This is a genomic window from Tepidiphilus succinatimandens, assembly GCF_006503695.1.
Taxonomy (GTDB): domain Bacteria; phylum Pseudomonadota; class Gammaproteobacteria; order Burkholderiales; family Rhodocyclaceae; genus Tepidiphilus; species Tepidiphilus succinatimandens.
The window spans coordinates 1-13,841 of the sequence record NZ_SBIK01000010.1 but is presented as its reverse complement, the minus strand read 5'-3'; the positions used below and the strand labels follow the sequence as shown (position 1 = coordinate 13,841).

The window sequence follows — 13,841 nt, the reverse complement described above, 5'->3', positions numbered from 1 at the left end:
AATGAAATGTGCCGTTCGATTCTAACATTCGTTCGAAACGGATTTCGAACGATCGTTCATCTCAAATAGCCCCACTGCCGCAGACGCTGCCGGGCATAGGTCGCCGCCTGACCCTGGCCGCCGCTGCGCTGCAGCACGTCGGCGTAGAGGCGCGCCGCTTCCTGCCGCCGCCCCAGCCCCTCGAGCGAGACGCCGCGCAGAAAGGTGATGCCAGCATCCCCCGGCAGCAAGCGGTCGTAGGCATCCAGCGCAACCAGAGCCTCCTCGTAGCGGCGCTGCTGCAGGGCGGCGGCGGCGAGCACCTTGTGCGCCTGCGCTTCCTGGGGATAGACGGCGCGGGCATGCTCGGCATAGGAACGCGCCTCGTCGAGCCGGCCGCGTGCGAGCAGGGTCTGCGCCAGGCGCAGGTTGGCGGCGTAATCGTCCGGCGTGAGTGTGATCGCCTCGCGGAAGTGCTGCTCGGCCTCGGTGAGCTTTTTCGCCCCCATCGCCTCCTCCCCGCGGCCGCAGCGCTCGATGGTCGGTCGCAGCGCGCGCAACGGTGCCGTGCGGTCCATGAAGCGCTCGCGCTGGACGGGAAAACGCTCGCCGTCGGCGAACTCGGTCTCGGACAGCCACTGCGCCCGCTGGATCCGCTCCTGCGTCATGGGGTGCGTCGAAAACATCGTCTCGAGCAGCCCGGGCTGGTTCTTTTCTTCTTCGAGCAGCACCTGATGCAAGCGCACCATGGCGCTTGCCGGGTAGCCCGCGAGCACCAGGTAGCGCTGCCCGAGGTAATCCGCCTCCCGCTCCTGTTCGCGCGAATAAGAGGCGAGCAGGGCGCTCGCCCCGAGCGCGCCGCCCTGCACCAGCAGCTGCCCCCACTCGCTCCTGCTCGTGGCCGCATCGAGCGCGGTGAGCGCCACCTGCGCCAGCATCGCCTTGGCCTGCTGCTGCGCCGAGTGGCGCGCGTTGACGTGGCCGATCTCGTGGCCGAGCACCGCCGCGAGCTGCGCTTCATCGTCGAGCCGCACCAGCAGGGCTCGCGTCACACCGACCGATCCGGCGGGGAAAGTGTAGGCATTGAGGTAATTCGCATTCAGGCCCCGATACGAATAGGGCAGGTGCGGCCGGTGGCTCACCGCATGCACCCTCGCGCCCACCTCGCCCACATAGGCATTGACCGACGCCTGCTGGATCGGCCCCAGATCCTGCGAGAACTGCTGCGGCGCCAGCTTCCGGTCGAGCGCGATCTCCTGCGCTTCGCTCATGCCGACGAAGATGGTCTCACCGGTGATGGGCGAAGTGGCGCAGCCAGAAAAGAGCGGCGCGGTCAGGCTTGCGCCCAGCAGCTTGAGCGCCTCGCGCCGCGTCATTGGCCGGCGGCCGGCGGGATCGCACGTCATCCAAGCGCTATCGTGCATTCTGTCCTCCTGCGGCAGGGCTGCGGAATCGGCTATCATCCCGCTCCATGATAGAAGAAATTCCGCCGGACGCGCTGGGGCAGGTGTTCACGCCCGAGCCCGTGGTGCGCGCCATGCTGCGCCTGCGCCGCCGCCAGGGGCGCGTCCTGGAGCCTGCCTGCGGCGATGGTGCCTTCCTGCGCTTTCTCGAACCCGGTGCCCTCGCTTGCGAACTCGACCCGCGCGTGTGTCCGCCGCGGGCGTGCCGCCTCGATTTTTTCGCCCTGCCCGAGCACGAGAAGTTCGCCACCATCATCGGCAATCCGCCCTATGTGCGCCGCCGCGACGTGCTGCCGGAGACCGCTGCGCGGCTCGATAGCCACCTGCTCGACGGGCATGCCAATCTCTACCTGCACTTCATCGAGAAAGCGGTGCGCCACCTCGAACCGGGCGGCGAACTCATCTTCATCACCCCGCGCGATTTCCTCAAAGCCACCGCCGCCCGACGGCTCAACCGCTGGTTGCTCACCGAAGGAAGCTTCACCGAAGTGATCGACACGGGCGATGCGCGCCTCTTTGCCGGGGCCGTGCCCAACTGCCTCATCTGGCGCTTCGAGCGCGGCCGGCGGGCGCACACGCTGCGCTATGCCGAGCTGGGTCGGGAGGCCGGCTGGCAGGAGCGGCTCGCGGCGCTCGCCGCCGTTCTGCCCGCCCCCGAAGACGAGGCCCCGCCGCCGTGGGAAGCGCGCACCGTGCTCGAACACGACGGGCATCTGGCCTTCGTGCGCGGCACGTACCCCCTACGCCTGTCGCAGATCGCACGGGTGTGCGTCGGTGCCGTCTCGGGAGCGGACGAGATCTACGCCGACCCGCGCTGGGCGAACCGCGAATTCGTCTGTTCCTCCACCGTGCGCGATGGCCGAACCCGACCCATGCGCTTCGTGCGTCCCGGCGAACCGCCACCCGTCGAGCTTCTCCCCTTTCGCGAGCGGCTCCTTGCGCGGCGCGTGCGGGATTTCGATGAGCATAACTGGTGGGAATGGGGGCGCACCCATCGAGAAAGCGACGCGCCGCGGGTGTACGTGAACGGTCGCACCCGCGCCCCGCGTCCCTTCTTCGTCCACCCCTGCCGCGACTGGGACGGCAGCGTGCTGGCGATCTTTCCCCACGATCCGCAGCTCGACGTCGATGCGCTCGCCGCCGCGCTCAACGACGAGGTCCCCTGGGCCGAGCTCGGATTCGTGTGCGACGGGCGCTTTCTCTTTTCGCAGCGCAGCCTGGAGCGCGCACCGCTACCCGCTTCCTTTACCCGATTCCTCCCCGGGCGATGCGCCGGCGGGGCGCAGCCGGTACAATCGCGGACGAACCCTCTGCAAGGATGCCCTTCATGACGGCGCCTCACCTCACGACCGCCCTCACCGGGCCCCTGCTCGCCATCGAGCGCCAGTTCCTCGAAGAACTGCCGGCGATCGAACAATGGTTCCGCGGCGGCTTTTGCGAGCATACGCCTCCTTTCTACGCCTCCACCGACCTGCGCAACGCCGGCTTCAAGCTCGCCCCGGTCGATTTCAACCTCTTTCCCGGCGGATTCAACAACCTCTCCGACGACTTCCTGCCGCTGGCGGTGCAGGCAGCCCAGGTGGCGATCGAACGCGTCTGCCCCGAAGCCAAGCGCCTGCTGCTCATCCCCGAGAACCACACGCGCAACCGCTGGTATCTCCTGAATATCGCCCGCCTGCAGCGCATCCTGCGCCTGGCCGGGCTGGAAGTTCGCATCGGCTCGCTCTTGCCGGAAATCACTGCCCCCACCGAGCTCGAAGCGGCCGAGGGCGAGCGCGTGCTCGTCGAGCCCTTGGTGCGCCGCGGAAACCGGTTGGGGCTCGCCGACTTCGACCCCTGCGCCATCCTGCTCAACAACGACCTCTCGGCCGGCGTGCCACCGATTCTGCGCGGACTCAGCGAGCAGAACGTGATCCCTCCCCTGGTGGCGGGCTGGCACACGCGGCGCAAATCGCACCACGCCGAGATCTACGCCCGCGTCGCCACCGACTTCGCCGAGGCGATCGGACTCGATCCCTGGTACCTCATTCCGGCGCACCGCGTCGTGTCCGGCCTGGATTTCCAGAGCAAGGAAGGGGAAGACCGGCTCGCCGACACCGCCGCCGAGCTCTTCGCCGAGATCCGCGCCGCCTACGCCGCCCGCGGCATCGACCAGGAACCTTTCCTCGTCGTCAAGGCCGACGCCGGCACCTACGGCATGGGCGTGATGACGGTCAAGGACCCGGCCGAGCTGCGCGAGCTCTCGCGGCGGCAGCGCAACAAGATGGCCAAGGTGAAGGAAGGACTGGAAGTGCACCAGGTGATCGTGCAGGAAGGCGTGCCCACGTTCGAGCGCCTGGGCGAGGCGGTGTGCGAACCGGTCGTCTATATGATCGATCATTACGTGGTGGGCGGATTCTACCGGGTACACACCGAACGCGGCCCCGACGAGAACCTCAACGCGCCGGGCATGCACTTCGAGCCGCTGCGCTTCGCGGCGAGCTGCTCGCTGCCCGACTCGGGCCTCGCCCCCGACGCCGAACCCAACCGTTTCTACGCCTACGGCGTGGTGGCGCGCCTGGGCTTGCTCGCCGCCGCCATCGAGATCGAGGAACTCGTCGCCCGTTTCGGCGCGGAAGGAGATACGGCATGAAACTCGCCTTTCTCGTCGACCCTCTGCCCAAGCTGAAAGTGACGAAGGATTCGTCGATTGCCATGATGCGCGCCGCCCAGGCGCGCGGCCACGAGATCTGGACCTGCCAGCGCGAGGGACTTTGCTGGGAAGAAGGCGCCGTGTGGCTCTCGGCCCAGCTCATCGCGCTGACCGACGGCGGAGCCGGTGCCTGGTACGAGGTCGTCTCCGAAGCGCGCGTGCGCGCCGACCAATTCGACGCACTCCTCATGCGCCAGGATCCGCCCTTCGACTTCGAATACCTCACCGCCACCTGGCTGCTGGAGCGCGCCGAAGCGCAAGGGGCCCGCGTCTGGAACCGGCCGCGGGCGATCCGAGACCATTCGGAGAAACTCTCCATCCTGGAATTCCCGCAGTTTACGCCCGCCACGATGGTGGCGCGCGACCCCGAGCGCATCCACGCCTTCATCGACGCTCTGGGCGACGTGATCCTCAAGCCGCTCGACGGCATGGGCGGAAGCCAGATTTTCCGCGTGCACCGCGAGGATCACAACCGCTACGTGATCGTCGAGACGCTGACGCACCACGGGCACCGTACCATCATGGCCCAGGAATACCTGCCGCAGATCCGCGACGGCGACAAACGGGTGCTCGTGATCGCCGGGCAAGTGATGCCCTATGCGCTCGCCCGCATCCCCAAGCCCGGCGAGACGCGCGGCAACCTCGCCGCGGGCGGACGCGGCGTGGCCGTGCCGCTCACCGAGGCCGAACGGGAAGTCGCCGAAGCGCTCGCCCCCGTCTTGTGGCAGCGCGGCCTCTTGATCGTGGGGCTCGACCTCATCGGCGGACGGCTCACCGAGATCAACGTCACCAGCCCCACCTGCATGGTGGAGATCGCGGCCCAGACGGGATTGAACATTGCCGACGAGGTGATCGAGGCGCTCGAGCGCCTTGCGGCCGGCTGAGCGCGCCGCCGCTCACAGGGCGACGCGCCCCATGCGCCGCAACACGGCCTTTTCCACTTCGACCACCGCGAAAGCCGCCAGCGCCCCGGCGAGCGCATACGCCCAGGCAAAGGCATCGAGCGCCGCGGTGCGAAAGAGCAGCTGCAGCGGCGGGGCGTAGACGAAGGCCAGCTGCAGCAGCGCCAGCACCCCGATCACCGGCCACAGGGCCGGATTGCCCCGCAGCACCTCCCGGCTCCAGCCGCTCGCGACGAAGCGCCGGCAGTTGAAGAGATACATCACCTCGGCGCACACCAGCGTATGCGTGGCCGCCGTGCGGGCGAAGTCCTCGCCGAGCTCGCGCACGAGGGAGATGCCGTAGGCGCCGTAGGACAAGAGGCAGATCAGCACGCCGATGAAGACGACGCGCCACGCCATGGCCCCCGTGACCAAAGGCTCGACCGGCGGGCGCGGCGGGCGCTGCATCACGTCCGGTTCCGGCATCTCGAACGCCACGGCGATCGCCAGCGTCACCGCCGTCACCAGGTTCACCCACAGGATCTGCGTGGCCGAGATCGGCAGCGACCAGCCCGCCGCCAGCGCGATCGCCACGACCAACGCCTGCGCCACATTCGTCGGCAGCACGAAGAGCAGCGCCTTCTTGATGTTGTCGTAGGCCACGCGCCCCCAGCGCACGGCCTGGGCGATGGTGGCGAAGTTGTCGTCGGCGAGCACCATGGCCGAAGCCTGACGCGCCGCATCGGTGCCGCGCTTGCCCATGGCCACTCCGATGTCGGCCGCCTGCAGCGCCGGCGCGTCGTTGGCCCCGTCGCCGGTCATGGCCACGATGTGGCCCTGCCCCTGCAGCACCCGCACCAGACGCAGCTTGTGCTCCGGCGCGGCCCGTGCGACGACGTCCGTCTCGGCGATGCGCGCGCCCAGGGCCGCGTCGTCGAGCCGTTCGATCTCCACGCCGGTGAGGGGCGCCTCGGCGCGCAGTCCCAGCATCTGCCCGATCGCCTGGGCCGTGACCGGGTGATCGCCCGTGATCATCAGCACCCGGATGCCGGCCTCGTGGCACTCGCGGATCGCCTCCTTCGCTTCCGGCCGCGGCGGATCCTCCAGCCCCACTACGCCCAGCAGGGCAAAGCCGCCGTTGACGTCCTCCAGACTCAGCGCCTCCTTGGGACTGGACAGCCGTTTCCAGGCGAGCGCGATCATCCGCCGCCCCTTGGCCGCTTCGCGCATCAGCCGCTCTCCCCAGCCGGCCATGTCGAGCGGCTGGCCGTCGGCATCGCTGTAGCAGTGCGCCAACACCACTTCGGGTGCCCCTTTGAGAAAAATCACGTGATTCCCGTGATGATCGCGATTGAGCGTCGCCATCCAGCGCCGCTCCGGCTCGAAGGGGATCAGGTCGACCCGCGGCCAGCAGCGGCGCTCGCGCTCTGGGTCCAGCCCCGCCTTCAGCGCCATGCTCATGAGGGCGACTTCGAGCGGGTCCCCTTCGCCATGCCAGTGCCCTTCGGCATCCGCATGGAGCGCGGCGTCGTTGCACAGCAGCGAGGCGCGTGCAAGCCGCACCAGGCCGCGCACGCTCTCCGGCAGCCGCGGGCGTCCGTCGCGCAGGAACGCTCCCGTCGGCTCATAGCCCGAACCCGACACCTCCACGCTGTCGTGCGGCAGCAGCACCGAGGTGACGGTGAGCTGGTTGCGCGTCAGCGTCCCCGTCTTGTCGGTGCAGATCACGGTGACCGATCCGAGCGTCTCCACCGCCGGCAGGCGGCGCACGATGGCCTGGTGCTGCGCCAATCGCTGTCCGCCGATTGCCAGGATGATGGTGACGATGGCCGGCAATCCCTCGGGGATGGCCGCCACCGCGATCCCCACCACCGCAAGGAAGATCTCGTCGAGCGGCTGCCCCAGCCCCCAATAGGCCCAGGCGAAGAGCAGCGCCGACACGCCCACGATCACCGCCGCCGCACCCTGGGCGAACCGCGTCAAGCGGCGGGTGAGCGGCGTTTCCAGCCGCGAGACGCTGGCCACCAGCTTGCCGATGCGCCCGAGCTCGCTGTCCCCGCCCGTGGCTACCACCACCCCCAGGCCCTGGCCACGCACCACCGTGGTGCCGCTGTAGGCCATGCAGCGTCGCTCAGCGAGCGGAGCCGCCTCGTCGACGGGCTCCGGATCCTTCTCCACCGGCAGCGATTCCCCCGTGAGCACGGCCTCGTCCACGGCCAGCCGGCGCGCGGCAACCAGACGTAAGTCGGCCGGCACCACCATCCCCGATTCGAGGAAGACGAGGTCACCCGGCACCAGCTCCTCGGCAGCGATCTGACGCCGCCGTCCGTCGCGGATCACCACCGCGGTTTGCGCCAGCATCGACTTCACCGCCGCGAGCGCCCGCTGGGCCTTCCCCTCCTGGAGCGCGCCCAGCACCGCCGAGACGATCACCACCGCGAAGATCACCGCCGCATCGATCCAGTGTCCGAGGTAGGCCGTCAAGATTCCCGCCACCAGCAACACGTAGATCAGGGGATTGTGGAACTGGCGCAGCAGCCGCAGCCAGGCCGGATCGGGCGGCTCTTCCGGCAAGCGGTTCGGGCCATGGACGGCGAGCCGCCGCTCGGCCTCGGCCTGGGTCAGGCCACACTGCAGATTCGTGGCCAGCTGCTCGGTCACCTCCAGGGGCGACTGCGCATGAAAAGACCTGTTCCTTCGGCTCATGGACGACATCGTGGAACTCACCACAAAGGGACGGTGCAATGCAGCATACCACGGAGCGCAAGGCCCCCGGCCCTTACGCGGCAGAAGAGGCTCAGCCGCGTCCGCCCTGCCAGGCGGCGAGCAGGAAGTCGCGATAAGGCGCGAGCAGGTGGAGGGGAACTTCCACTACCGGCCCGCCCAAGGTGGTTCCGAGATAGCGGCCGAGAACGGGCGTTTCGGCGCCCGGCAGCAGCACCTCCACGGGTGCGTTCGCCTTCAGCCGCAGGTTGCGCTGCGACTCGTCGAAGAAGACCGAGCCATGGGTGAAATTGAGCTGCGCCTCGGTTTCGAGCGGCTCGTCGTTGGGCCGCACGCCGCGCACCACGACCGGCGCGAGCCGCACGTCGTTGCACAGCTTCAGCGCCTGGGTGCGCAAGCGCTTCTCCAGCTCCTCCTCGGCAAGGAAAGGGACGTTGCCCACGCGCGCCTCCAGCTCGGCGAGCTCCTCGTCGGTGAGGTGCGGTGCCGCGCGCACCAGCAGCTCCTTGGGAATCGTCTGACCCGGCTCGCGCCGGGGCCGTTCGACATCGACGTGGTGCTGCATCTTGTGGATCATGATGCCGCTACCCTGCAGGCGCTTCGTCGCCACCGCCTTCAAGCCCTGATGCACCACGTCGCCGAGCAGACCATCGACGATGCGCGCCAGATCGGCGCGCGGCATCTTCTGCAAAGGCTCGGGAAGGGACACTTCCATCGTATAGGTGAGGATCAGACGGCTCGTGTCTTTCATGGGCGGCGTGCAACCGGACGGATGCCCCCATGCTAGCACGACCCCTGGGTCCAGGCCAAGAAAAAGCCCCCGGTTCATCACCGGGGGCAACGACAGGAATCGCCGTCGGAGAGGAGACTATAGGCGGTAGGCCGTCTCGCCGTGGGTAGCCACGTCCAGCCCCTCGCGCTCTTCTTCCTCGCTCACGCGCAAGCCCCCGGTGAGCGCACCGGCGATCTTGTAGGCGAGGAAAGCCACCACGCCACTCACCACGATGGTGGTGAGCACGCCCCAACCTTGTACCCACAGCTGATGCATCACCGAGAAATCCGCCTTGCCGTTGCCCGTGCCGCCCAGGGCAGGGGAAGTGAAGACCGCGGTGAGCAACGCCCCCACGATGCCGCACACCCCATGCACGCCGAAGGCATCGAGCGAATCGTCGATGCCGTGCCAGCGTTTGAGCGCGCTCACGCCCCACAGCCCGGCTACGCCGCCGATCAAGCCCATCACGATCGAGCCGATCGGGCCCACCGTGCCACAGGCCGGCGTGATGACCACGAGCCCGGCCACCGCGCCCGAAGCCGCCCCGAGCATGGAAGGCTTGCCCTTGACGAGCGCCTCGACCGCGCTCCAGGAGAGCACCGCCGCCGCCGTGGCGAGCAGCGTGTTGAGGAAGGCGAGCGTCGCGCCCGAAGTCGCTTCCAGGTTGGAGCCGGCGTTGAAACCGAACCAGCCCACCCACAAGAGCGAGGCCCCCACCATGGTGAGCGGCAGCGAGTGCGGCGCAAGCGCCTCCCGCCCATAGCCGATGCGCTTGCCCACGAGCATCGCGCCCACCAGCCCGGCCACGCCGGCATTGATGTGCACCACCGTGCCGCCGGCGAAGTCGATCGCCCCGGCGCCGAGCAGCCATCCGCCCGGCCCCCAGACCATGTGCGCGATCGGCAGGTAGGAGAAGGTGAACCACAGCACCATGAAGACCATCACCGCGGCAAACTTGATGCGCTCGGCAAAGGCCCCGACCACCAGCGCGCAGGTGATGGCGGCAAACGTCCCCTGGAAGGCGATATAGACGTATTCGGGCAGTTTCACTTCGGGGGTAAAGGTGTCGGCAAGGCTATCGGGCGTCACGCCAGCGAGGAACACCTTGGCAAACGATCCGAGCCAGGGCCTGGCCTCGGTGAACGCGAGGCTATAGCCATAGCAGGCCCACAGCACGAGCACCAGCGCCGTCACCATCAGTACCTGCATGAGCACGGAGAGCACGTTCTTCGCCCGTACCATGCCGCCGTAGAAGAGCGCCAAGCCCGGCACGATCATCATCAGCACCAGCAGGGTAGAGGTCATCATCCAGGCGACGTCACCGCGATGCACCACGGGCGCGGCCGTGCTGGCCGCCTCCTGCGCCCAGGAAGGCAGGGAGACCGTTGCCAGAGCCACCAAGGAGCCGACCCCGCCGAACCACTTCTTCTTCATCATGATGATTCTCCTCATCGTCCAGATCACAGCGCCGCCGTCCCGGTCTCGCCGGTGCGGATGCGAACCGCCTCCGCGAGTTCGAAGACGAAGATCTTTCCGTCGCCCACCTTCCCCGTGAAGGCAGACTTCTCGATCGCCTCAAGCACCTGCTCGAGCAGCTCGTCCGGTATGGCCACTTCGAGCTTCACCTTGGGCAGGAAATCGACCACGTACTCCGCCCCGCGGTAGAGTTCCGTGTGCCCCTTCTGCCGGCCGAACCCCTTGACCTCGCTCACCGTGAGCCCCTGCACGCCATTTTCCGAGAGCGCCTCGCGCACCTCGTCGAGCTTGAACGGCTTGATGATCGCCATGACGAATTTCATGATTCTTCTCCGTAGCGGGAATGCCCACCACGACGTAAGCACGGAACGTGCCAAAATGCAGGAAAAGCGAAAAGGGGACGCGGCAACGAACCGCGTCCCCTCAGGCTGGTGCTACGGAATCGAGAAATCCGAACGATGGAGCGCGACGGGATCGGGCCGCCCCTGGCGCGCCCCCGCGCGCGGACGCACCGTTTCAGTGCATTCCGCGAACCGATCCGTCCACTCTGGAGCGGATCGGCGGCCTCGGCTCAAAACGCCGGCACCACGGCCCCCTGGTACTTCTCGAGGATGAAGCGCTTCACCGCCTCCGAGTGCAAGGCGCGCACGAGTTTTTGCATGGCCTCGCCGTCCTTGTTGTCCGGCCGGGCCACCAGCACGTTCACGTAGGGCGAATCGGCCCCCTCGATGACGAGCGCGTCTTTCGTGGGATTGAGTCCGGCCTCCAACGCATAGTTGGTGTTGATGAGGGCCAGATCGACCTGGTCGAGGATGCGCGGCAGCGTGGCCGCTTCCAGCTCCTTGAAGCCCAGCCGCTTGGGATTGTCGGCGATGTCCCGCGGCGTAGCGGTGATCTTTCCCGGATCCTTGAGCCTGATGAGTCCAGCGCGCTGCAGCAGCAGAAGCGCCCGCCCGCCGTTGGTCGGATCGTTGGGAATGGCCACGACGGCGCCTTCCTTGAGCTCGTCGAGCTTCTTGATGCGGCGGGAATAGGCGCCGAAAGGCTCGATGTGCACCCCGGCCACCGCCACCAGGTCGGTGCCGCGATCCTTGTTGAACTCGTCCAGATAGGGTTTGTGCTGGAAGAAATTGGCGTCCATGCGCTTTTGCGCCACCTGGATGTTGGGCTGGACGTAGTCGGTGAACACCCGCACCTCCAGCTCCACCCCTTCCTTGGCGAGCATGGGTTTGACGTACTCCAGGATCTCGGCGTGCGGCACGGGCGTGGCCGCCACCGACAGTTTTTCGGCCCAGGCGGCCGGAACGAGGCCAAGCGAGGCGCTCAGAATCAACAAGGCGTTTTTCCATTTCATGGCACGACACTCCTTCCTTGGGTGAAGAAAAAAATCCGTTGCCACGCTAACGGCGGCTGAAACGCAGCACAAGCCGGTCGCCCAGCATCTGCAGCAGCTGCACCAGCACCACCAGCAGCGCCACCGTGATGACCATCACGTCGGTCTGGAAACGCTGGTAGCCGAAACGGATGGCCAGGTCCCCGAGGCCGCCGCCGCCGATCACCCCCGACATGGCGGCGTACGACACCAGGGTGATGGAGGTGACGGTGACTCCGGCGAGGATCCCCGGCAAAGCCTCGGGCAGCAGCGCCCCGAAGACGATCTGCGGCACCGTCGCCCCCATGGCCTGCGTCGCCTCGACGATGCCCCGATCCACCTCCCGCAGCGCCGCCTCCACCAGCCGGGCAAAGAGCGGCGCCCCGCCCACCACCAAGGGCGGAATCGCCCCTGGCACGCCCAGCGAGGTGCCCACCAGCACGACGGTGACCGGGATCATGACGATGAGCAGGATCACGAAGGGCACGGAGCGCAGCAGATTCACCACGAAAGAGAGCACCGCATAGACGAGCGGCTGCTCCAGCAGCTGGCGCTTGCCCGTGAGAAAGAGCGCGATCCCCAGCGGCAGCCCCAGCAGCACGGCGAAGAAGAGCGACACCCCCACCATGACCAGCGTATCCCAGCAGGCCCGGCCGATCTCCAGCCAATCCACGTTGACCAGCCATTGCGTCATCACCGCAGCACCTCCACATCCACCCCCGCCTCGGCGAGCGCCCGCAGCGCCTCCTCCACGTCGCCGCCGACGAGCGACAGAGTCAATTGACCGTACGGAACGTCCTTGATGTGATCGATGCGCCCGGCGAGGATGCTGAAATCCACCCCGAAGCGGCGCACCACTTCGCCCAGCAGCGGCCGGTAGGTCGCCGCTCCCTTGAACGTCAGCCGCACCACGCGCCCCGCTGCCTGCTGTAGGCTCTCCTGGAATTCCTGCGTATCGACGTGCTCGCTCTCGAGCACGAACTCCCGGGTCGTGGGATGTCGTGGATGGAGGAAGACCTCGCTCACCGGCCCCGTCTCCACCACCCGGCCGCCGTCCATCACCGCCACCCGGTCGCACACGCGCCGCACCGCGTCCATCTCGTGCGTGACGAGCACGATGGTGAGCCCCAGGCGGCGGTTGATGTCGGAGAGCAGCTGCAGCACCGAACGGGTGGTCTGCGGATCGAGGGCGCTGGTGGCCTCGTCCGACAGCAGGATGGAGGGCCGGCAGGCCAGCGCCCGGGCAATGCCCACGCGCTGCTTCTGCCCGCCGGAGAGCTGGGCAGGATATTTGCCCGCGTGCTCGCTCAAGCCGACCAGGGCGAGCAGCTCCTCGACCCGCGCCGCGATGGCAGCCCTGGATTCGGTGCCGGCGATCTTCAAGGGAAAGGCGACGTTCTCCGCCACCGTCTTCGACGAGAGCAGGTTGAAATGCTGGAAGATCATGCCGATGCGCCGGCGGAAGGCGCGCAGCTGCGCCGGGGCGAGGCGGGTGACGTCCTCGCCCTCCACCACGACGCGCCCCTGGCTGGGGCGCTCGAGCAGATTGACGAGGCGAAGCAGCGTGGATTTCCCGGCACCGGAATGCCCGACGATGCCGAATACCTCCCCTCGTTCGATCGTCAGCCGCTCGACTTCCAGCGCCAGGACCTCCTGCCCCCGGACACGGTACGTCTTGCGCACGCCGTCGAATTCGATCACATCCACCATCCTTCAGCGCAAAAAGCGGATTTTCGCACGGACAACCCGACGTGCCGAAGCCACTGCCGGGCTTGGCAGTATATCGAGGGAACTCATGATTGACTCCATCAGCCGCTGCGGTGATACTTCATGATGGGGTTTTTTCAGAGCCTGAATGGCCGAATCTGGATCCTGCCCTCAAGGCATCCCCGCAACCCTCACGACAACACCCTGGAGAGGAGACTTCGATGAAAACCCGACGCTGGCTCACCACCGCCCTGTTCGCCGCCTTGCTGGGCACCACCTTGCTCGGCCTGGGCAAACCCGCCGCGGCCGCCGGGCCGTACAAGGATGAGTACAAACTCTCCACCGTGCTCGGCGAGGCTTTTCCCTGGGGCTGGGGCGCCAAACGGTGGGCCGAACTCGTCGACGAAAAAACCCAAGGGCGCATCAAAATCAAAGTCTATCCCGGCGCCTCGCTCGTCTCGGGCGATCAGACCAAGGAATTCACCGCGCTGCGCCAGGGCGTGATCGACATGGCCGTCGGTTCGACGATCAACTGGTCGCCGCAGGTCAAAGAGCTCAATCTCTTCGCGCTGCCCTTCCTGATGCCGGATCAGCGCGCGCTCGAAGCGCTCACGCAGGGACGCGTCGGCAAGAAGCTCTTCGACACGCTCGCCGAACGGTTGTGCAACCTTTTTTCTGTAAATTTCCGTGGTGTTGGTCATGACGCCGGGGTTACGGGTTGAGGTTGAGATAGACCTTGCCGGTCATCCACTCGTCGTCGAGTTCGGCCAGCAGC

General features: G+C 67.4%; 12 protein-coding genes. 4 read left to right on the top strand and 8 right to left on the bottom strand.

Annotated features, from left to right (window positions below; all coding sequences use genetic code 11):
- Window positions 1-56: 56 nt before the first annotated feature.
- Window positions 57-1,403, bottom strand: a complete 1,347-nt coding sequence (locus tag EPD82_RS07140) for a M48 family metalloprotease (protein WP_206202230.1) — start codon at window positions 1,401-1,403, stop codon at window positions 57-59.
- 47 nt (window positions 1,404-1,450) lie between these two features.
- Here EPD82_RS07140 and EPD82_RS07135 point away from each other — a divergent pair, with 47 nt between their 5' ends.
- Genes EPD82_RS07135 through gshB form a run of 3 tightly spaced genes read left to right on the top strand, consistent with a single transcriptional unit; the run spans window position 1,451 to window position 5,018 of the window.
- Window positions 1,451-2,773, top strand: coding sequence for an Eco57I restriction-modification methylase domain-containing protein (locus EPD82_RS07135; RefSeq protein WP_141056254.1), 1,323 nt, complete (start codon window positions 1,451-1,453; stop codon window positions 2,771-2,773).
- A complete protein-coding gene (gene gshA, locus EPD82_RS07130; RefSeq protein ID WP_141056253.1) occupies window positions 2,770-4,074 on the top strand; it encodes a glutamate--cysteine ligase in 1,305 nt (434 codons plus the stop codon). The genes EPD82_RS07135 and gshA overlap by 4 nt, the downstream gene beginning before the upstream one ends.
- Window positions 4,071-5,018, top strand: coding sequence for a glutathione synthase (gene gshB / locus EPD82_RS07125; RefSeq protein ID WP_141056252.1), 948 nt, complete (start codon window positions 4,071-4,073; stop codon window positions 5,016-5,018). The genes gshA and gshB overlap by 4 nt, the downstream gene beginning before the upstream one ends.
- Window positions 5,019-5,030: 12 nt before the next feature.
- On the opposite strand, the gene EPD82_RS07120 is transcribed toward gshB, so the two are convergent.
- From EPD82_RS07120 to EPD82_RS07090, 7 genes are all read right to left on the bottom strand, one after another.
- Entirely contained in the window at window positions 5,031-7,721 is a 2,691-nt protein-coding gene (locus EPD82_RS07120) for a cation-translocating P-type ATPase (protein WP_141056251.1), read from the bottom strand.
- A gap of 91 nt (window positions 7,722-7,812) precedes the next feature.
- Entirely contained in the window at window positions 7,813-8,490 is a 678-nt protein-coding gene (locus EPD82_RS07115; protein ID WP_055423391.1) for a hypothetical protein, read from the bottom strand.
- A 117-nt stretch (window positions 8,491-8,607) separates the two neighbouring features.
- Window positions 8,608-9,948: an ammonium transporter gene (locus EPD82_RS07110; protein WP_206202229.1), complete on the bottom strand. Its 1,341-nt coding sequence runs from the start codon at window positions 9,946-9,948 to the stop codon at window positions 8,608-8,610.
- A 23-nt stretch (window positions 9,949-9,971) separates the two neighbouring features.
- A complete protein-coding gene (gene glnK / locus EPD82_RS07105; RefSeq protein WP_055423392.1) occupies window positions 9,972-10,310 on the bottom strand; it encodes a P-II family nitrogen regulator in 339 nt (112 codons plus the stop codon).
- Between the two features lie 248 nt (window positions 10,311-10,558).
- Window positions 10,559-11,341 (bottom strand): MetQ/NlpA family ABC transporter substrate-binding protein, encoded by a 783-nt coding sequence (locus tag EPD82_RS07100; protein ID WP_055423393.1) that lies wholly within the window; start codon window positions 11,339-11,341, stop codon window positions 10,559-10,561.
- A gap of 46 nt (window positions 11,342-11,387) precedes the next feature.
- On the bottom strand, window positions 11,388-12,053 hold the full coding sequence (locus EPD82_RS07095) for a methionine ABC transporter permease (protein ID WP_055423394.1): 666 nt from the start codon (window positions 12,051-12,053) through the stop codon (window positions 11,388-11,390).
- A complete protein-coding gene (locus tag EPD82_RS07090) occupies window positions 12,053-13,060 on the bottom strand; it encodes a methionine ABC transporter ATP-binding protein (RefSeq protein WP_055423395.1) in 1,008 nt (335 codons plus the stop codon). The genes EPD82_RS07095 and EPD82_RS07090 overlap by 1 nt, the downstream gene beginning before the upstream one ends.
- 227 nt (window positions 13,061-13,287) lie before the next feature.
- On the opposite strand from EPD82_RS07090, the gene dctP reads away from it, so the two are divergent.
- Complete coding sequence (dctP, locus tag EPD82_RS07085) at window positions 13,288-13,788, top strand: TRAP transporter substrate-binding protein DctP (protein ID WP_082438383.1); 501 nt, start codon at window positions 13,288-13,290, stop codon at window positions 13,786-13,788.
- Window positions 13,789-13,841 lie beyond the last annotated feature (53 nt).